This is a genomic window from Serratia sp. HMSC15F11 (assembly GCF_001808215.1).
Lineage (GTDB): Bacteria > Pseudomonadota > Gammaproteobacteria > Enterobacterales > Enterobacteriaceae > Serratia > Serratia nevei.
Genome location: NZ_KV792399.1, coordinates 127898 through 148137, shown reverse-complemented (window position 1 = coordinate 148137; position 20240 = coordinate 127898). Strand labels below are relative to the sequence as shown.

Annotated in this window: 19 protein-coding genes; 18 read left to right on the top strand and 1 reads right to left on the bottom strand. The window is 56.5% G+C overall.

Annotated features, from left to right (window positions below):
• Positions 1-1464, top strand: coding sequence for an ATPase RavA stimulator ViaA (viaA, locus tag HMPREF3138_RS04660; RefSeq protein WP_038876045.1), 1464 nt, complete (start codon positions 1-3; stop codon positions 1462-1464).
• Between the two features lie 4 nt (positions 1465-1468).
• Here viaA and asnA read toward each other — a convergent pair whose 3' ends face one another.
• Positions 1469-2461 carry an aspartate--ammonia ligase gene (gene asnA / locus HMPREF3138_RS04655; protein ID WP_038876043.1) on the bottom strand — a complete coding sequence of 331 codons (993 nt, stop codon included), beginning with the start codon at positions 2459-2461 and terminating at the stop codon, positions 1469-1471.
• Positions 2462-2616: 155 nt separating this feature from the next.
• Here asnA and asnC point away from each other — a divergent pair, with 155 nt between their 5' ends.
• From asnC to pstC, 17 genes are all read left to right on the top strand, one after another.
• Positions 2617-3078, top strand: coding sequence for a transcriptional regulator AsnC (gene asnC, locus HMPREF3138_RS04650; RefSeq protein ID WP_004933786.1), 462 nt, complete (start codon positions 2617-2619; stop codon positions 3076-3078).
• Between the two features lie 100 nt (positions 3079-3178).
• Positions 3179-3619 (top strand): FMN-binding protein MioC, encoded by a 441-nt coding sequence (gene mioC, locus HMPREF3138_RS04645; protein WP_016929621.1) that lies wholly within the window; start codon positions 3179-3181, stop codon positions 3617-3619.
• A 381-nt stretch (positions 3620-4000) separates the two neighbouring features.
• A complete protein-coding gene (gene mnmG, locus HMPREF3138_RS04640; protein ID WP_033631384.1) occupies positions 4001-5890 on the top strand; it encodes a tRNA uridine-5-carboxymethylaminomethyl(34) synthesis enzyme MnmG in 1890 nt (629 codons plus the stop codon).
• Positions 5891-6028: 138 nt separating this feature from the next.
• Complete coding sequence (gene rsmG, locus HMPREF3138_RS04635) at positions 6029-6649, top strand: 16S rRNA (guanine(527)-N(7))-methyltransferase RsmG (RefSeq protein WP_047729585.1); 621 nt, start codon at positions 6029-6031, stop codon at positions 6647-6649.
• 639 nt (positions 6650-7288) lie between these two features.
• Complete coding sequence (gene atpI / locus HMPREF3138_RS04630) at positions 7289-7672, top strand: F0F1 ATP synthase subunit I (protein ID WP_025304739.1); 384 nt, start codon at positions 7289-7291, stop codon at positions 7670-7672.
• A 22-nt stretch (positions 7673-7694) separates the two neighbouring features.
• A complete protein-coding gene (gene atpB, locus HMPREF3138_RS04625; RefSeq protein ID WP_025304740.1) occupies positions 7695-8471 on the top strand; it encodes a F0F1 ATP synthase subunit A in 777 nt (258 codons plus the stop codon).
• 49 nt (positions 8472-8520) lie between these two features.
• A complete protein-coding gene (gene atpE, locus HMPREF3138_RS04620) occupies positions 8521-8760 on the top strand; it encodes a F0F1 ATP synthase subunit C (protein ID WP_004093904.1) in 240 nt (79 codons plus the stop codon).
• Positions 8761-8817: 57 nt separating this feature from the next.
• Complete coding sequence (gene atpF / locus HMPREF3138_RS04615; RefSeq protein WP_004933804.1) at positions 8818-9288, top strand: F0F1 ATP synthase subunit B; 471 nt, start codon at positions 8818-8820, stop codon at positions 9286-9288.
• 14 nt (positions 9289-9302) lie between these two features.
• Complete coding sequence (atpH, locus tag HMPREF3138_RS04610; protein WP_025304741.1) at positions 9303-9836, top strand: F0F1 ATP synthase subunit delta; 534 nt, start codon at positions 9303-9305, stop codon at positions 9834-9836.
• 12 nt (positions 9837-9848) lie between these two features.
• A complete protein-coding gene (gene atpA / locus HMPREF3138_RS04605) occupies positions 9849-11390 on the top strand; it encodes a F0F1 ATP synthase subunit alpha (RefSeq protein WP_004933808.1) in 1542 nt (513 codons plus the stop codon).
• Positions 11391-11449: 59 nt separating this feature from the next.
• Complete coding sequence (gene atpG, locus HMPREF3138_RS04600) at positions 11450-12313, top strand: F0F1 ATP synthase subunit gamma (protein ID WP_004933811.1); 864 nt, start codon at positions 11450-11452, stop codon at positions 12311-12313.
• A gap of 32 nt (positions 12314-12345) precedes the next feature.
• Positions 12346-13728 carry a F0F1 ATP synthase subunit beta gene (gene atpD / locus HMPREF3138_RS04595; protein ID WP_004933813.1) on the top strand — a complete coding sequence of 461 codons (1383 nt, stop codon included), beginning with the start codon at positions 12346-12348 and terminating at the stop codon, positions 13726-13728.
• Between the two features lie 20 nt (positions 13729-13748).
• Positions 13749-14168: a F0F1 ATP synthase subunit epsilon gene (locus HMPREF3138_RS04590; RefSeq protein ID WP_004933814.1), complete on the top strand. Its 420-nt coding sequence runs from the start codon at positions 13749-13751 to the stop codon at positions 14166-14168.
• A 290-nt stretch (positions 14169-14458) separates the two neighbouring features.
• Positions 14459-15832 carry a bifunctional UDP-N-acetylglucosamine diphosphorylase/glucosamine-1-phosphate N-acetyltransferase GlmU gene (glmU, locus tag HMPREF3138_RS04585; protein WP_038876038.1) on the top strand — a complete coding sequence of 458 codons (1374 nt, stop codon included), beginning with the start codon at positions 14459-14461 and terminating at the stop codon, positions 15830-15832.
• Between the two features lie 152 nt (positions 15833-15984).
• Entirely contained in the window at positions 15985-17814 is a 1830-nt protein-coding gene (gene glmS, locus HMPREF3138_RS04580; protein WP_038876036.1) for a glutamine--fructose-6-phosphate transaminase (isomerizing), read from the top strand.
• 336 nt (positions 17815-18150) lie between these two features.
• Complete coding sequence (pstS, locus tag HMPREF3138_RS04575) at positions 18151-19191, top strand: phosphate ABC transporter substrate-binding protein PstS (protein ID WP_038876034.1); 1041 nt, start codon at positions 18151-18153, stop codon at positions 19189-19191.
• 91 nt (positions 19192-19282) lie between these two features.
• The gene (gene pstC, locus HMPREF3138_RS04570; RefSeq protein WP_004933822.1) at positions 19283-20239 is read left to right on the top strand and encodes a phosphate ABC transporter permease PstC; all 957 of its coding nucleotides are present in this window, start codon (positions 19283-19285) and stop codon (positions 20237-20239) included.
• Position 20240: the final 1 nt, after the last annotated feature.

Sequence of the window (20240 nt, the reverse complement as noted above, 5' to 3'; positions counted from 1 at the left end):
ATGCTCAGTCTGGAGACGCTCGATCTGCTGCTGGCGAGCACCGAAGGCGAGATGATCGAGGAGATGATCGTCGGCATGCTGGCGGCGCCGCAGCTGTCGGTGTTCTTTAAAAAGTTTCCGGCCATTCGCCGGGCGCTGGATCGCGATCTGCCACGCTGGAAACTGCAGCTCAAGGAGCGTCTGCAGGAGGCCATGGTGCCGCCGGCGCTGGCGCAGGAATTTTACCGCTACCAACAGTGCCAGCTGGAGAACAACACCCAGTTCTATCACAACCTCAACGACACGATGGAGCTGCTGCGCCAGCTGGTCTCGCCGTTTTATGAACAGGCGCGCGCGCTGGTGGACGCTGCCGATCTGCCCAACCATCCGCTGGACGACAGCTTTCAAACCCTGTTCCTGCAGCGCTGGCGCATCAGCCTGACGCTGCAGGCCACCATGCTGCACCACCAGCTGCTGGAACAAGAGCGCGAGCAGCTGATGGCGGAACTGCAGGAGCGCCTGGCGCTGAGCGGCGCGCTGGAGCCGCTGCTGTCGGAAAACGACACCGCCGCCGGCAGGCTGTGGGACATGAGCAAAGGCCAGCTGCAGCGCGGCGATTACCAACGGCTGGTGGAGTACGGCAACTTTTTGCAGCAGCAGCCGGAGCTGAAAAAGCTGGCGCAGCAGCTGGGCCGCAGCTATCAGGCCAAGGCAGTGCAGCAACAGGACGCGCAGCCCGAACCGTTCAGGGTCATGGTACAGGTGCCGGCCACGCTGCCGGAAGAAGTGAGCGGCATTCATCAAAGCGACGACATCCTGCGCCTGCTGCCGCCGGAGCTGGCGACGCTGGGGATTGAAGAGCTGGAGTTCGAGTTTTATCGCCGCCTGCTGGAAAAGCGGCTGCTGAGCTACCGCCTGCAGGGCGACGTCTGGCAGGAACAGATCCTGATCCGCCAGGTCACCCATCAGCAGCAGGATCAACAGCCGCGCGGGCCGTTTATCGTCTGCGTGGACACCTCAGGATCGATGGGCGGTTTCAACGAACAGTGCGCCAAGGCGTTCTGCCTGGCGCTGCTGCGCATTGCGCTGGCGGACAACCGCCGCTGCTACATCATGCTGTTCGCCAACCAGATCGTGCATTACGAACTCACCGCCGCCAGCGGCATCGAACAGGCGGTGCGCTTTCTCGGCCAGCAGTTTCGCGGCGGCACCGATCTGGCGGCCTGCCTGAACGCCACCGTCACCAAAATGGCGGAAAGCGGCTGGTTCGACGCCGATGCGGTGATCATTTCCGATTTTATCGCCCAGCGGTTGCCGGAGGAGGTAATAAAGAAGGTGAAACAGCAGCAGCAAAGCCACCAGCAGCGTTTCCATGCGGTGGCGATGTCCGCCTACGGCAAACCCGGCATCATGCGCATCTTCGATCATATCTGGCGCTTCGATACCGGGCTGAAAAGCCGTTTGATGCGCCGCTGGCGGCGCTAGGCGGTTAGAGCAGGCCTTCGACCGCCCCGCGCACTTCCGGCGACCACACGCCGCACTGCACCTGGCCGATATGCGACAGTTGCAACAGTAGCATCACCAAACGCGACTGGCCGATGCCGCCACCGATGGTCTGCGGCATATCGCCGCGCAACAGCGACTGGTGCCACTCCAGCTTCATGCGCTCTTCATCGCCGGTCAGGGCCAGCTGATGTTTCAGCGCGGCGGCGTCGACGCGGATGCCCATAGAGGACAGCTCGAAAGCATCCTGCAGCACCGGGTTCCACACCACGATGTCGCCGTTCAGGCCCACCAGGCCATCCGCCGCCGGCGTGGTCCAGTCATCATAATCCGGCGCCCGCACATCGTGCGATTTGCCGTGCGACAGCTTGCCGCCGATGCCGATCAGGAATACCGCGCCCAGCTCTTTGGCGATCGCCCGCTCGCGCCCTTTAGCGTCCAGATCCGGGTAGCGCTGCAGCAGGGTTTCGCTGTGCACAAAGTGGATCTGTTCCGGCAGGAACGGAGTCAGACCATGCTCGCGGCTGACTTCCGCCTCTGTCGCCTTGATGGCGGCGTAAATGCTGCGCACGGTGCTTTTCAGGTAGTCCAGGCTGCGCTCACCGTCGCCCATCACCCGCTCCCAGTCCCACTGATCGACGTACACCGAGTGGATAGGCGTCAGGCGATCTTCATCCGGGCGCAGCGCCTTCATATGGGTGTACAGGCCTTCGCCGGCGCCGAAATCGTAGCTACCCAGGGTTTTGCGTTTCCATTTCGCCAGTGAATGCACCACTTCGAAGGTGGCGTCCGGCAGGGTTTTGACCTTAACCTGCACCGCTTTCTCGCTGCCGGAGAGGTTATCCTGCGTGCCATCGCCCAAACGGCTGAGGATCGGGGCCTGCACTTCGATCAGACCGAGCTGTTGCTCCAGCTGGCGGGAGAAGAAGGATTTGACCTGGCTGATTTGTTGTTGTTTTTGGATAAACTGTTTTTTCATTGCCGTATCTCTTGTAAACCTGTCTCTGTTGCCATCGATTAAGCAACAAAATGATACGCCAATTCAATATCCACTAATCAATATTGCCTTTTCACTTTTAATCGTTCATTTTTACCCGGACAGAATTCAACAATCGTTAATTAATGGGGGATTAAATGGCGGAAATTTATCAGATCGATAATCTCGATCGCGGCATCCTCAACGCTCTGATGGACAACGCGCGCACACCGTACGCCGAACTGGCGAAAAACTTCGCCGTCAGCCCCGGCACCATTCATGTGCGGGTAGAGAAGATGAAACAGGCCGGGATCATCACCGGCGCGCGCATCGACGTCAGCCCCAAACAGCTGGGCTACGACGTGTGCTGTTTTATCGGCATCATATTAAAGAGCGCCAAAGACTATCCTTCGGCGCTGAAGAAGCTGGAAAGCCTGGAAGAAGTGGTGGAAGCCTATTACACCACCGGCCACTACAGCGTCTTTATCAAGGTGATGTGCCGATCAATCGACGCGCTGCAACAGGTACTTATCAACAAGATCCAGACCATCGACGAGATCCAATCTACCGAAACGCTGATCTCGCTGCAGAACCCCATTATGCGCACCATCGTGCCATAACCCGTCAAATTGCATACCCACATTATCCACAGGTAGATCCCAGTCGATTCACAGCGTACAATGCAGCCACTTTGAGTGAGAAGGTTGGGATCGTTGGTTCATGGCAGACATTACTCTGATCAGTGGCAGTACGCTTGGCAGCGCCGAATACGTGGCTGAACATTTGGCTGAAAAGCTGGAAGACGCGGGTTTCTCTACCGAGATGCTGCACGGCCCTGAACTGGATGAGCTGCCGTTGACCGGTCGCTGGCTGGTGGTCTCTTCCACGCACGGCGCCGGCGAACTGCCGGATAACCTTCAGCCGTTGCTGGAGCAGATCGCCGAACAACAGCCGGATCTTTCCGAGGTGCAGTTCGGCGCCGTCGGTTTGGGCAGTTCGGAATACGACACCTTCTGCGGTGCGATCAAGCAGATCGACGATCTGTTGATTGCCAGAGGCGCGAAAAGGATCGGCGATCGTCTTGAGATCGACGTGACCGAACATGAAATTCCCGAGGATCCGGCCGAGGAATGGGTAAAAAACTGGATTAATTTACTCTAATTTGCCTAAAGATCGTGCGATCGATTGTGGATAACTATACTTAAAAGCAGGGTAAAAGCCGTAGTTATCCCAATAACAACCGTAGTGCGCTTTTTGTCCTGTGCATAACAAGCCTTTTAGATCCCAGCTTATCTGCGTCGGGATCACCGATCATTCACAGCAAACGATCCTCCTTAATCTGCTGATCTTCATCGTGAATAGTCACTTATCCACAGAGGATCGCGATCCTAATAAGAGATCTAATAAAGAGATCTTTAAATAAAAAAGATCTTCTTTTAATTACCGACGATCCTGACCACTTGGTCGATCGTCTAAACTTGAGTAGAATCCCCCACCCCAGGGCAAATAACGATCGTTCGCAATACGGCGAGGTGCAGTTCCATGTTTTATCCAGATCAATTTGACGTCATCATCATCGGTGGTGGCCATGCAGGGACCGAGGCCGCCATGGCCGCGGCACGCATGGGACGTCAGACTTTATTATTGACACACAATATCGATACGCTGGGACAGATGTCTTGCAACCCGGCGATTGGCGGTATTGGTAAAGGGCATCTGGTTAAGGAAATTGATGCACTCGGCGGCCTGATGGCGACGGCGATCGACCATGCCGGCATCCAGTTTAGGATACTAAACGCCAGCAAAGGCCCAGCCGTTCGCGCCACGCGCGCTCAGGCGGATCGCGTACTGTATCGCCAGGCGATCCGTACCGCGTTGGAGAACCAGCCCAACCTGATGATCTTCCAACAACCCGTTGAGGATCTGATCGTCGAAAACGATCGCGTAGTGGGCGCCGTAACCCAAATGGGCCTGAAATTCCGCGCCAAGGCGGTGGTATTGACCGTAGGCACCTTCCTGGATGGCAAGATCCATATTGGCCTGGAGAATTACAGCGGCGGCCGCGCCGGGGATCCTCCTTCAATCTCGCTGTCGCAGCGTTTGCGAGAACTGCCGCTGCGCGTTAACCGCTTGAAAACCGGTACGCCACCGCGCATCGACGCCCGCACTATCGATTTCAGCGTACTGGCGCCACAACACGGCGATACGCCGGTGCCGGTATTCTCGTTCCTGGGCGATGCCAGCCAACACCCGGAACAAATGGCGTGCTACATCACCCATACCAATGAAAAAACCCATGACGTGATCCGCAATAACCTCGATCGCAGCCCGATGTATGCCGGGATCATCGAAGGGATCGGCCCACGGTACTGCCCGTCGATCGAAGACAAGGTGATGCGCTTTGCCGATCGCAACGCGCACCAAATCTTCCTCGAACCGGAAGGCCTGACCAGCAACGAGATTTACCCTAACGGGATCTCCACCAGCCTGCCGTTCGACGTGCAGATGCAGATCGTCCGTTCGATGGAAGGCATGCAGAACGCGCGTATTATTCGCCCTGGTTACGCCATCGAGTACGATTTCTTCGATCCGCGCGATTTGAAGCCGACGCTGGAAAGTAAATTCATTCAAGGGCTGTTCTTCGCCGGCCAGATCAACGGCACTACCGGGTATGAAGAAGCCGCTGCACAGGGCCTGCTGGCCGGTTTGAACGCCGGGCGCTTCGCCGACGAACAGGAAGGCTGGGCGCCACGTCGCGATCAGGCTTACCTGGGCGTGCTGGTGGACGACCTCAGCACCCTCGGCACCAAAGAACCGTACCGCATGTTTACCTCACGCGCCGAGTATCGTCTGATGCTGCGCGAAGACAACGCCGATCTCCGCCTGACGGAAAAAGGCCGTGAACTGGGCCTGGTGGACGACGTGCGTTGGGCGCGTTACAGCGAGAAGCTGGAGCGAATCGAACGCGAACGTCAGCGCCTGCGCGACATTTGGATGCACCCGCACGCCGAGAACGTCGAACAGGTCAATGCGCTGCTGAAAGCACCGTTGTCGCGTGAAGCAAACGGCGAAGAGCTGCTGCGCCGCCCTGAGATGGATTATGCGCAGTTGACCGGCACCGACGCCTTCGCGCCGCCGCTGGACGACGTACAAGCCGCCGAACAGGTCGAGATCCAGGTCAAATACGAAGGCTACATCGCTCGCCAGCAGGAAGAGATCGAAAAACAGCAGCGCAACGAGAACACCGTGTTGCCGTTGGATCTCGATTACCGTCAGGTTTCGGGGCTGTCGAACGAGGTGATCGCCAAGCTGAACGATCACAAACCGAACTCCATCGGCCAGGCTTCGCGCATCTCCGGCATTACGCCGGCGGCGATCTCGATTTTGCTGATCTGGCTGAAAAAGCAGGGACTGCTGCGCCGCAGCGCATAAATCTTGCATCCAGGCGGCCGTTTGTTCATCCCGTAGCCAAACGGCCGCTGACATCACTTGCGCCCTGAATTATCATAGTCGCCTCATTGCGCCAGCTAACCATCCGCTGGTCGTTCAGCGCCTGCCAGAGGATCCGTTGTGCAAAAAAAATTAGACTCGCTGCTTGCGGCAGCAGGCATTGAGCTGCCCGATCAGCAGAAACAGCAGCTGCTGGGCTATGTCGGCATGCTGGATAAATGGAACAAGGCTTATAACCTCACGTCGGTGCGCGATCCGCAGCAAATGCTGGTGCGCCACATCCTCGACAGCATCGTGGTCAACCCGCATCTGCAGGGCTCGCGTTTTATCGATGTCGGCACCGGCCCTGGCTTGCCGGGCATTCCGCTGGCGATCGTGCGCCCGGACGCGCATTTCACGCTGCTCGACAGCCTGGGCAAGCGCGTGCGTTTCCTGCGTCAGGTGCAGCATGAGCTGGGCCTGAACAATATCGAGCCGGTGCAGAGCCGCGTTGAGGAGTTTCCGGCCGAGCCACCGTTCGATGGCGTGATCAGCCGAGCGTTCGCTTCGCTGCAGGATATGCTGTCCTGGTGCCATCACCTGCCGGCGAAAGGGCAGGGGCGTTTTTACGCGTTGAAAGGCGTACGCCCGGATGAAGAGCTGACGCAGCTGCCGGCAGGCGTTAGCCTGGAGTCTATCGTGCGGCTGCAGGTGCCTGAACTGGAAGGCGAACGCCATCTGGTGATTCTTAAGGCAAACTGAGTTTGCTTTTGATCAAACAAGCGTGAATTAAAGGCAGTACCAGGTAGAAAGATAAGCAGGCTAATTAGTTGGTCGCTTTTTTTAGTTAATTTACTTTCTATTAACACAAAAAACGCGGCTAATTAGCGACAATAGAGTAATTGCATTTGGAAATAGTCACGTTAGCAATCATGTGCGAAAGATTGGCGTTTGCTGCTAATGTTAATTGGCTGTTGGAATATTGCCCCGCTGCTTGTCAATAAAAGGTTTTCATCGGGTATACGGATTGTTTTTGAACAGTTAACTGATAATGTTTTGATTTATATAATTTTTTGATCGCTCAAATTGCTAAAGACGGTTTGGTTGACCATCGGCTATAAATCAGGAAGGGACATTACTGTGATCGGCTTCGCGTTTCTAAACGCAACGCTGGAATAATCAGACAATTAAATGCGCCCTATTATTCCGACCGTTTTCTTGTGAAAATAGGCTGGAATAGGGAAATTTAAATAATTGTTCACCTTTTCGCTACTTATCGATTGAATTCGTTGGTATGCCCCGTATAATTTGCTCGTTTTTTGCTGCTTGACTCAGGACAGCAAAAACAGTTGTATACGTCACTCAGCATACCCCCTCTGGGGTACGGAGAGAACAAACGTCATGTCTGTGTCCCTTTACAGCGGGAAAGTCGCACGCAAACTGCTGTTTTTGCAGTTAATGACTTTTGTTCTGATCAGCGTTGCTTTCTGGCTGAAAAGCCCGGAATGGAGCGCTTCGGCGCTGGCAGGCGGTCTCGCCGCCTGGTTGCCGAGTGCAATGTTTATGCTGTTTGCCTTGCGCCACCAGGCGCAAACGCCGGCGCCCGGTAGGGTTGCCTGGTCGTTCGCCATCGGCGAGGGGCTAAAGGTCGTGATCACCATCGTTTTGCTGATCGTGGCGCTGGGGGTGTTCAAGGCGGAGTTTATACCGCTTGGCCTGACCTATTTAGCGGTGTTAGTGGTGCAGATAGTGGCACCGGCCGTGATTAACAGTTACCGAAATTAACTAAATAAAGGGTAGAGGCATCATGTCTGCAGAGGGATACAACAGTCCACAGGAGTATATCGGTCACCACCTGACGCAGCTTCAGGTCGGGACTGGGTTTTGGTCGATTAACCTCGACTCGATGTTTTTCTCCGTCGTCCTCGGGGTTCTGTTCCTAGTTATTTTCCGCAAAGTGGCCAAAAACGCCACCAGCGGCGTGCCGGGTAAACTGCAAACCGCCGTGGAGCTGGTGGTCGGTTTCGTCGACAGCAGCGTGCGCGACATGTACCACGGCAAGAGCAAGGTCATTGCGCCGCTGGCGCTGACCGTGTTCGTCTGGGTGTTCCTGATGAACCTGATGGACCTGATTCCGGTGGACTTCCTGCCGTTCATCGGTGCTCATCTCGGTTTGCCTGCGCTGCGCGTCGTGCCTACCGCCGACGTGAACGTCACGCTGTCTATGGCGCTGGGCGTGTTTATCCTGATTCTGTTCTATAGCATCAAAATGAAAGGCGTTGGCGGGTTCGTTAAAGAGTTGACCATGCAGCCGTTCAACCACCCTGTATTCATTCCTATCAACCTGATTCTTGAAGGTGTCAGCCTGCTGTCCAAACCTGTTTCACTGGGTCTGCGACTGTTCGGCAACATGTATGCGGGTGAGTTGATCTTCATCCTGATTGCCGGCCTGTTGCCGTGGTGGTCACAGTGGGTCCTGAGCTTGCCTTGGGCTATCTTCCACATCCTGATCATTACGCTTCAAGCCTTTATTTTCATGGTTCTGACGATCGTCTATCTGTCGATGGCGTCTGAAGAGCACTGATTTTCTTAAAACACTTGCACTTTTAAACTGAAACAAACTGGAGACTGTCATGGAAAACCTGAGTATGGATCTGCTGTACATGGCTGCCGCTGTGATGATGGGTTTAGCGGCAATCGGTGCTGCGATCGGTATCGGCATCCTGGGTGGTAAATTCTTGGAAGGCGCTGCTCGTCAGCCTGACCTGATTCCTCTGCTGCGTACACAGTTCTTTATCGTTATGGGTCTGGTCGACGCCATCCCGATGATCGCTGTAGGTCTGGGTCTGTACGTGATGTTCGCCGTCGCGTAAGTAGAGTAACCCTCTACGACGTAACCAAACTATTAACTTTTAAAGAGGCATTGTGCTGTGAATCTTAACGCAACAATCCTCGGCCAGGCCATCGCGTTCGTTCTGTTTGTCTGGTTCTGCATGAAGTACGTATGGCCGCCGATCATGGCTGCCATCGAGAAACGTCAGAAAGAAATTGCTGACGGCCTCGCTTCTGCAGAGCGTGCCAAAAAAGATCTGGACTTAGCGCAAGCCAATGCGACCGACCAGCTGAAAACTGCTAAAGCAGAAGCTCAGGTGATCATCGAGCAAGCGAACAAACGCAAAGCTCAGATCATGGATGAAGCGAAAGCCGAAGCCGAGCAGGAACGTAACAAAATCGTGGCGCAGGCTCAGGCTGAGATCGAAGCCGAACGTAAGCGCGCTCGTGAAGAGTTGCGTAAGCAAGTCGCGATGCTGGCAATTGCCGGCGCCGAGAAGATCATCGAACGTTCCGTGGATGAAGCTGCTAACAGCGACATCGTTGATAAACTGGTCGCTGAACTGTAAGGAGGGAGGGGCTGATGTCTGAATTTGTAACTGTAGCTCGCCCCTACGCCAAAGCAGCTTTTGACTTTGCCGTTGAGCACCAAAGCGTAGAGCGCTGGCAGGAAATGCTGGCGTTTACTGCTGAAGTCACTCGCAATGAACAGATCTCTGAACTGCTGTCTGGCGCGGTTGCGCCAGAAACGCTGTCCAAGACGTTCATCGCGGTTTGTGGCGATCGGCTCGACGAACATGGCCAGAACTTTATCCGTGTAATGGCCGAAAATGGACGTTTACTGGTTCTTCCTGCCGTGCTGCAGCAGTTCATCGAACTGCGCGCCTCGCTGGAATCCACCGTCGAAGTCGAAGTGCTCTCTGCGAGCGCGCTGAGCGACGAACAGCAGGCGAAAATCGCCGCTGCGATGGAGAAACGTCTGTCACGCAAAGTTAAGCTGAATTGCAAAATTGACAAGTCTGTACTGGCCGGCATCGTTGTTCGCGCCGGCGATATGGTGATTGATGGCAGCGTTCGCGGTCGTCTTGAACGCCTGACAGACGTCTTGCAGTCTTAAGGGGACTGGAGCATGCAACTGAATTCCACCGAAATCAGCGAACTGATCAAGCAGCGCATTGCTCAGTTCAATGTAGTGAGCGAAGCTCACAATGAAGGTACTATCGTTTCCGTCAGCGACGGGATCATCCGCGTACACGGCCTGGCCGAAGTTATGCAGGGCGAAATGATCGCGCTGCCTGGCAACCGTTACGCAATCGCATTGAACCTGGAGCGCGACTCCGTCGGTGCCGTGGTCATGGGTCCGTACGCGGATCTGGCCGAAGGCATGAAGGTTAAATGCACCGGCCGTATCCTGGAAGTTCCAGTCGGTCGTGGTCTGCTGGGCCGCGTAGTTAACACCCTGGGCGCACCTATCGACGGCAAAGGCCCGATTGAGAACGACGGTTTCTCTCCGGTAGAAGCTATCGCGCCAGGCGTTATCGAGCGTCAGTCGGTTGATCAGCCTGTTCAGACTGGCTACAAATCCGTTGACGCCATGATTCCAATCGGCCGTGGCCAGCGTGAGCTGGTGATCGGTGACCGTCAGACCGGTAAAACCGCGCTGGCGATCGATGCGATCATCAACCAACGCGACTCCGGCATCAAATGCGTTTACGTGGCTATCGGCCAGAAAGCGTCCACCATCGCTAACGTGGTGCGCAAACTGGAAGAGCACGGCGCACTGGCCAACACCATCGTGGTGGTGGCGACCGCTTCCGAATCCGCTGCACTGCAATACCTGGCGCCATACGCCGGTTGCGCAATGGGCGAATACTTCCGTGACCGCGGTGAAGATGCGCTGATCGTGTACGATGACCTGTCCAAACAGGCCGTTGCTTACCGCCAGATTTCCCTGCTGCTTCGTCGTCCGCCAGGTCGTGAAGCTTACCCAGGCGACGTATTCTACCTGCACTCCCGCTTGCTGGAGCGTGCAGCGCGCGTTAACGCCGAATACGTTGAAGCCTTCACCAAAGGTGAAGTTAAAGGCCAAACCGGTTCACTGACCGCTCTGCCGATCATTGAAACCCAGGCGGGTGACGTTTCCGCGTTCGTTCCGACCAACGTAATCTCGATTACCGATGGTCAGATCTTCCTGGAATCCAACCTGTTCAACTCCGGTATTCGTCCGGCAGTTAACCCGGGTATCTCCGTATCCCGTGTTGGTGGCGCCGCGCAGACCAAGATCATGAAGAAACTGTCCGGTGGTATCCGTACCGCGCTGGCGCAGTATCGTGAACTGGCTGCGTTCTCCCAGTTCGCCTCCGATCTGGACGACGCGACCCGCAAACAGCTGAGCCACGGTCAGAAAGTGACCGAGCTGCTGAAACAGAAACAGTATGCGCCGATGTCGGTTGCACAACAGTCTCTGGTGCTGTTTGCCGCAGAACGCGGTTACCTGAACGACGTCGAAGTCGCCAAAGTGGTGAGCTTCGAAGCCGCGCTGGTCGCCTATGCGGACCGCGAGCACGCCGAACTGCTGAACCACATCAACCAAACTGGCAACTTCAATGATGAGATCGAGGGCAAGTTGAAAGACATCCTCGAGACCTTCAAGAAAACCCAGTCCTGGTAACGCCGAACGGTCCTGCTGTTGAAAGACAGCAGGCCGTCTGGCACTGAGGAGAAGCAGAGATGGCCGGCGCAAAAGAGATACGTAGTAAGATCGCTAGCGTGCAAAACACGCAAAAGATCACTAAAGCGATGGAAATGGTCGCCGCCTCCAAAATGCGTAAATCGCAGGATCGCATGGCGGCCAGCCGTCCTTATGCAGAGACCATGCGCAAAGTGATTGGTCACCTTGCGTTAGGGAATCTGGAGTACAAGCACCCGTACCTGGATGAGCGTGACGTTAAGCGCGTCGGGTATCTGGTGGTGTCTACTGACCGTGGTCTCTGCGGCGGCTTGAACATCAACCTGTTCAAAAAGCTGCTGGCGGAGATGAAAGCCTGGTCCGAAAAAGGCGTCGAAACCGATTTGGCGCTGATTGGCTCTAAAGCGGCCTCTTTCTTTGGTTCCGTGGGCGGCAACGTGGTTGCCCAGGTGACCGGCATGGGGGACAAACCTTCCCTGTCGGATCTGATCGGGCCGGTGAAAGTGATGCTGCAGGCCTACGACGAAGGTCGTTTGGACAAGCTGTACATTGTCAGCAACAAATTTGTTAATACGATGTCCCAAGAGCCACAGGTGCTTCAGCTGCTGCCGTTACCGCCAGCCGATGACGAAGAGCTGAAGAAAACGCCTTGGGATTACCTGTATGAACCCGATCCAAAAGTGCTGCTTGATACCTTGCTGCGCCGCTATGTGGAGTCGCAGGTTTATCAGGGCGTCGTGGAAAACCTGGCCAGCGAGCAGGCCGCACGAATGGTCGCGATGAAAGCCGCAACCGATAACGGCGGTAGCCTGATCAAAGAGCTGCAGTTGGTATACAACAAGGCGCGTCAGGCCAGCATCACTCAGGAACTCACCGAGATCGTTTCGGGAGCCTCCGCGGTTTAAGCTAGGTTTACGAATTACGTAGAGGATTCAAGATGGCTACTGGAAAGATTATCCAGGTAATCGGCGCCGTGGTGGACGTCGAGTTCCCTCAGGATGCCGTACCAAAAGTGTACGATGCCCTTGAGGTAGAAAACGGCACCGAAAAACTGGTGTTGGAAGTTCAGCAACAGCTGGGCGGTGGCGTGGTTCGCTGTATCGCAATGGGGACCTCCGACGGTCTGCGTCGCGGTCTGAAAGTGAACAACCTGGACCACCCGATTGAAGTGCCGGTGGGTAAAGCTACCCTGGGCCGTATCATGAACGTATTGGGTCAACCGATCGACATGAAAGGCGACATCGGCGAAGAAGAGCGTTGGGCGATTCACCGCGCGGCGCCAAGCTACGAAGAGCTGTCCAGCTCCCAGGAACTGCTGGAAACCGGTATCAAGGTAATGGACCTGATTTGTCCATTCGCCAAGGGCGGTAAAGTCGGTCTGTTCGGCGGTGCGGGCGTGGGTAAAACCGTAAACATGATGGAGCTGATCCGTAACATCGCGATCGAGCACTCCGGTTATTCCGTGTTTGCGGGCGTGGGCGAGCGTACTCGTGAGGGTAACGACTTCTACCACGAAATGACCGACTCCAACGTTCTGGACAAAGTATCCCTGGTTTACGGCCAGATGAACGAGCCACCAGGTAACCGTCTGCGCGTTGCGTTGACCGGTCTGACCATGGCGGAGAAGTTCCGTGACGAAGGCCGTGACGTTCTGCTGTTCGTTGACAACATCTACCGTTACACCCTGGCCGGTACCGAAGTGTCCGCACTTCTGGGCCGTATGCCATCCGCGGTAGGTTATCAGCCAACGCTGGCGGAAGAGATGGGCGTTCTGCAAGAACGTATCACCTCGACCAAGACCGGTTCCATCACTTCCGTACAGGCCGTTTACGTTCCTGCGGATGACTTGACTGACCCGTCACCAGCCACCACCTTTGCGCACTTGGACGCAACCGTGGTACTGAGCCGTAACATCGCTTCTCTGGGTATCTACCCGGCCGTTGACCCGCTGGATTCTACCAGCCGTCAGCTGGATCCGCTGGTTGTTGGCCAGGAGCACTACGACGTAGCGCGTGGCGTGCAGTCCATTCTGCAACGCTACCAGGAACTGAAAGATATCATCGCGATCCTGGGTATGGACGAGCTGTCTGAAGAAGACAAACTGGTCGTATCCCGTGCGCGTAAGATCCAACGCTTCCTGTCTCAGCCGTTCTTCGTGGCAGAAGTCTTCACCGGTTCTCCGGGCAAGTTCGTATCGCTGAAAGACACCATCCGTGGTTTCAAAGGCATTATGGACGGCGACTATGACCACCTGCCGGAGCAGGCGTTCTACATGGTTGGCACCATTGAAGAAGCAGTGGAAAAAGCCAAGAAACTGTAACGCCTTGAGAGGAGGGTGATATGGCTATGACTTACCATCTGGATGTAGTCAGCGCGGAAAAACAGATGTTTTCCGGCCTGGTGCAGAAGATCCAGGTGACAGGCAGCGAAGGTGAACTGGGGATCTTCCCTGGCCATGCGCCGCTGCTGACTGCCATCAAGCCTGGCATGGTGCGTATTGTTAAGCAGCACGGTGAAGAAGAGTTCATCTACCTGTCCGGCGGCATCCTAGAGGTGCAGCCGAGCGTGGTTACCGTGCTGGCGGACACTGCTATCCGTGGTACTGACCTCGACGAAGCGAGAGCGTTGGAAGCTAAGCGTAAAGCTGAAGAACACATTCGCAGCTCTCATGGCGATGTCGACTATGCTCAGGCATCCGCTGAACTGGCGAAAGCGATCGCAAAACTGCGCGTTATCGAGCTCACCAGAAAAGCGATGTAATGTTTGGGTGCCTAGCACCCAACTTTAAGAAAGCGGCCTATAGGGTCGCTTTTTTTTTACTTTAAAATAAGCATTTCAGCCCGGCGGACAGTGTGGTGTATAACCCCTGATATCGGGAAATAAACGTCGCCGATCGCCGACAGTTTTTTCGTCCCGACGCCGAATTGGCCGCAATAGCGGCAGGCCTAGGCCCACGCGGTCTGCGCCGGGTTCGTGCAGAGAAATATGTAGTAATATCGTCGCTAAACGGTTTTACTTTCGTCTATCAAAATGGAGTTATCAGGTTGCTTATGTCGAACAGCGCAATGAGCGTGGTTATCCTCGCCGCGGGCAAGGGAACACGCATGTATTCCGATCTTCCCAAAGTGTTGCATCCGTTGGCCGGCAAGCCGATGGTGCAACACGTCATTGATGCCGCGATGAAACTGGGCGCGCAACATGTTCACCTGGTATACGGCCACGGCGGCGATCTGCTGAAGAGTACGTTGACTGACGGCGCGCTGAACTGGGTGCTGCAGGCCGAGCAATTGGGTACCGGCCATGCGATGCAGCAGGCCGCGCCGCACTTTGCCGACGATGAAGACGTGCTGATGCTGTACGGCGATGTGCCGTTGATCTCCGTGGATACGCTGCAACGCCTGCTGGCGGCCAAGCCGCAGGGCGGCATCGGGCTACTGACGGTCAAGCTGGACGATCCGAGCGGTTACGGCCGTATCGTGCGTGAGCAGGGCAACGTGGTGGGCATCGTGGAACACAAGGACGCCAGCGAGGCGCAGCGCCAGATTAACGAGATCAATACCGGCATCCTGGTGGCGAACGGGCGCGATCTGAAGCGCTGGCTGGGGATGTTGAATAACGACAACGCACAGGGTGAGTTCTACATCACCGATATCATTGCGTTGGCCCATGCCGACGGCAAGAAAATCGAAACCGTGCACCCGTCGCGTTTGAGCGAAGTGGAAGGCGTAAACAACCGCCTGCAGCTGGCGACCCTGGAGCGCGTATTCCAGTCGGAACAGTCTGAAAAACTGCTGTTGGCCGGCGTGATGTTGCTGGATCCGGCGCGTTTCGATCTGCGTGGGGAACTTGTTCACGGCCGCGACATCACTATTGATGCGAATGTGATTATCGAAGGTCACGTCAAGCTGGGTGACCGGGTGAAAATCGGCGCCGGCTGCGTGCTGAAAAACTGCGTGATTGGCGATGACTGCGAGATCAGCCCTTACAGCGTGCTGGAAGACAGCGTGCTGGAAGCCGACTGCACCGTGGGGCCGTTTGCCCGCCTGCGCCCAGGCGCGGAGCTGGCGGCAGGGGCTCATGTCGGCAACTTCGTGGAAATGAAAAAGGCGCGTCTGGGCAAAGGCTCCAAGGCTGGCCACCTCAGCTACCTGGGCGATGCCGAAATTGGCGATGACGTGAATATCGGCGCCGGCACCATCACCTGCAACTACGATGGTGCCAACAAGCACAAGACGGTGATCGGCGACGGCGTATTCGTCGGTTCCGATACTCAGCTGGTGGCACCGGTGTCGGTCGGTAAAGGCTCCACCATCGCCGCCGGCACGACGGTGACGCGCGATATCGCCGAGAACGAACTGGTGCTGAGCCGCGTCAAGCAGGTGCACATTCAGGGCTGGCAACGTCCGGTGAAGAAGAAGTCATAGTGTGTTTTGCGTTGGGCTCCGTTCACGAGCCCAATACAAAACATAATAACCCCCACCATCTACAGGCTCGGGGGGCGCACGGTAAAAACCGGCAAAAATCAGGTCAAGGCATCGAAAGCGTCCATGAAGGGCGTTCATTAGGAATATAACTGATGTGTGGAATTGTAGGCGCAGTAGCGCAACGTGATATCGCAGAAATCCTGTTGGAAGGTTTACGTCGTCTTGAGTACCGCGGTTATGACTCCGCCGGTCTGGCGGTGGTCGACGAAAAAGGCAACGTCAGTCGTCTGCGTCGCGTAGGCAAGGTGCAAAAACTGGCCGAAGCGGCGGAGCAGACCGATCTGCACGGTGGTACCGGCATCGCTCACACCCGTTGGGCAACGCACGGTGAACCGACCGAGGCGAACGCGCACCCGCATGTTTCCGACTACATTACCGTGGTGCATAACGGCATCATCGAAAACCACGAACCGCTGCGCGAACTGCTGATCGAACGCGGTTATCGCTTCAGCTCCGAAACCGACACCGAAGTGATTGCGCACCTGGTGCACTGGGAACAACAGCAAGGCGGTACGCTGCTGGAAGTGGTTCAGCGCGTGATCCCACAACTGCGCGGCGCTTACGGCACTGTGGTGATGGACAGCCGCGATCCTAGCGTATTGGTCGCTGCGCGCTCCGGCAGCCCGTTGGTTATCGGCCGCGGCGTCGGGGAAAACTTCATCGCTTCCGATCAACTGGCGCTGCTGCCGGTCACCCGCCGCTTCATCTTCCTGGAAGAAGGCGACGTGGTGGAAGTGACTCGCCGCACCGTCAACATCTTCGACAAGCAGGGCAACGCCATCGAGCGCCCTGAGATCGAATCCCAGGTGCAGTATGACGCCGGCGACAAGGGCGCTTACCGGCACTACATGCAAAAAGAGATCTACGAACAGCCGCAGGCGCTGAAAAACACCCTGGAAGGGCGTTTCAGCCATGGCCAAATCAACCTGAGCGAGCTGGGCTCGCGCGCCGATGAGCTGTTGGCCAAGGTGCAGCACGTGCAGATTATCGCCTGTGGCACTTCTTACCACTCAGGTATGGTGGCGCGTTATTGGTTCGAAGCGCTGGTCGGCGTGCCGTGCGACGTCGAGATCGCCTCCGAGTTCCGTTACCGCAAATCGGCGGTGCGTCCGGGCAGCCTGATCATCACCCTGTCGCAGTCAGGCGAAACCGCCGATACCCTGGCGGCGCTGCGCCTGTCCAAAGAGCTGGGTTATCTCGGTTCGCTGGCCGTTTGTAACGTTGCGGGCTCTTCGCTGGTGCGCGAATCCGATCTGGCCTTGATGACCAAGGCCGGCACGGAAATCGGCGTAGCCTCGACCAAGGCCTTCACCACGCAGCTCACCGTGCTGTTGATGCTGGTGGCGCGCCTGGGCCGCCTGAAAGGCATGGCGGAAAGCGTGGAGCAGGAGATCGTGCACGGCCTGCAGGCGCTGCCGGCGCGCATCGAGCAGATGCTGTCGATGGATAAAGAGATCGAAGCGCTGGCGGAAGGCTTCTCCGACAAGCACCATGCGTTGTTCCTCGGCCGCGGCGATCAGTATCCGATCGCCATGGAAGGGGCGCTGAAGCTGAAAGAGATCTCCTATATTCATGCCGAAGCTTATGCGGCGGGCGAGCTGAAACACGGCCCGCTGGCGCTGATCGACGCCGATATGCCGGTGATTGTGGTGGCGCCGAACAACGAACTGCTGGAAAAGCTGAAGTCCAACATTGAAGAAGTGCGCGCGCGCGGCGGCCAGCTGTATGTGTTCGCCGATCAGGGCGCCGGCTTCGTCAGCAGCGAAGGCATGACCATCATTCCTCTGCCGCACGTCGAGGACATCGTGGCGCCGATCTTCTACACCGTGCCGTTGCAGCTGCTGTCTTACCACGTGGCGCTGATCAAAGGCACCGACGTTGACCAGCCGCGCAACCTGGCGAAGTCTGTCACCGTAGAGTAATCTGCCGCAGGTAAACTGCAAAAGCCGGCCTTAGCGCCGGCTTTTTTCATGAGCAACGCGAAAGATGACAGCGGCGCCGATTCAGGGATAAACGTTGTCATATTCAAGCGGATAGGGCGTGGACAAACGGTTTTTTTATTGCTTGGCAATTGCGCTGTTTTTGATTTAACGAATTGATTTTTATATAAAACATCACCACTCAAATGCACTGTAATATAACTGTCATATTACGTACATTTTTCTGTCACCAAACTGTCCTATTTTCCCTCCTGCAGCAATACTTACTCTGATTAAAACGACTCGAAGTCGCTTTTAAATATCCCATTAGGAGGGATTATGAAACTGATGCGTACCACCGTCGCCAGTATTGTGGCAGCGACCTTCTCCCTGACCGCCGTGTCCGCGTTCGCTGCTGCCAGCCTGACCGGTGCAGGTGCGACATTCCCCGCTCCGGTTTACGCCAAGTGGGCAGATTCTTATCAGAAAGAAACCGGCAACAAAGTTAACTATCAGGGCATCGGCTCCTCTGGCGGCGTGAAGCAAATCGTGGCCAACACCGTTGACTTTGGCGCCTCCGACGCCCCGCTGTCTGACGACAAGCTGGCGGCCGACGGCCTGTTCCAGTTCCCGACCGTGATTGGCGGCGTGGTGCTGGCCGTGAATATCCCGGGCATTAAATCCGGCGAACTGACTCTGGACGGTAAAACCCTGGGCGATATCTACCTGGGCAACGTCAAAAAATGGAACGACCCGGCTATCACCAAGCTGAACCCAGGCGTGAAACTGCCTGACCAGAACATCGCCGTGGTGCGCCGCGCCGATGGTTCCGGCACCTCGTTCGTGTTCACCAGCTACTTGTCCAAGGCCAACGCGCAGTGGAAAGAAAAGATTGGCGCCGGTTCTACCGTTAACTGGCCGACCGGTCTGGGCGGCAAAGGCAACGACGGCATCGCCGCCTTCGTTCAGCGTCTGCCAGGCTCTATCGGCTACGTAGAATACGCTTACGCCAAGCAGAACAACCTGGCTTACACCAAGCTGGTTTCCGCCGACGGCAAACCGGTCAGCCCGACCGAAGAAAGCTTCAGCAACGCGGCCAAAGGCGTGGATTGGAGCAAGACCTTCGCTCAGGATCTGACAGACCAGAAAGGCGACAACGTGTGGCCAATCACCTCCACTACCTTCATCCTGGTGCACAAAGAGCAGAAAAACCCTGCTCAGGGTGCCGAAGTGCTGAAGTTCTTCGACTGGGCTTACAAAACCGGTGGCAAACAGGCTAACGAGCTGGATTACGCCACCCTGCCGAAAGAAGTGGTTGAGCAGGTGCGCGCAGCCTGGAAAACCAACGTAAAAGACAGTTCAGGTAAAGCGCTGTACTAACAACGCAGGGGCGCGGGTTCGCCGCGCCCCACACAGTTCTTCAGGCTCCGATCTCGGTTGGGGCTGCCAGGGTTCAAACAGAGAGTAATCTATGGCTGAGTACAAGCCGACCATCAAAGCACCGGGCAAAAACGGTGACATCATTTTCAGCGCGCTGGTGAGACTGGCGGCGCTGATTACCCTATTGTTGCTGGGCGGCATTATCGTTTCGCTGATCTTCGCCTCCTGGCCAAGCATGCAGAAATTCGGCTTCGCTTTCCTGTGGACCAAAGAGTGGGACGCGCCGGCGGAGCAGTTCGGCGCGCTGGTGCCGATCTACGGTACCGTGGTCACCTCGCTTATCGCGCTGATCATCGCCGTGCCGGTAAGTTTCGGCATCGCGCTGTTCCTGACCGAACTGGCGCCGAACTGGTTGAAGCGGCCGCTGGGCATCGCCATTGAGCTGCTGGCGGCCATCCCGAGCATCGTCTACGGCATGTGGGGCCTGTTCGTGTTCGCCCCGCTGTTCGCCGAATACTTCCAGACGCCGGTGGGCGAAGTGCTGTCGGGCATTCCGATCGTCGGCGAGCTGTTCTCCGGCCCGGCCTTCGGCATCGGCATTCTGGCCGCCGGGGTGATCCTGGCGATCATGATCATTCCTTACATCGCCGCGGTCATGCGCGACGTGTTCGAACAGACGCCGGTGATGATGAAAGAGTCGGCCTACGGCATCGGCTGCACCACCTGGGAAGTCATCTGGCGCATCGTGCTGCCGTTCACCAAAAACGGCGTCATCGGCGGCGTGATGTTGGGCCTGGGCCGCGCGCTGGGGGAAACCATGGCGGTGACCTTTATCATCGGTAACACCTACCAGCTCGACAGCGCTTCGCTGTACATGCCGGGCAACAGCATCACCTCGGCGCTGGCCAACGAATTCGCCGAAGCCGAGTCCGGCGTGCACACCGCCGCGTTGATGGAACTGGGCCTGATTCTGTTTGTTATCACCTTTATCGTGCTGGCGCTGTCGAAACTGATGATCATGCGTCTGGCCAAGAATGAGGGGCGTTAAC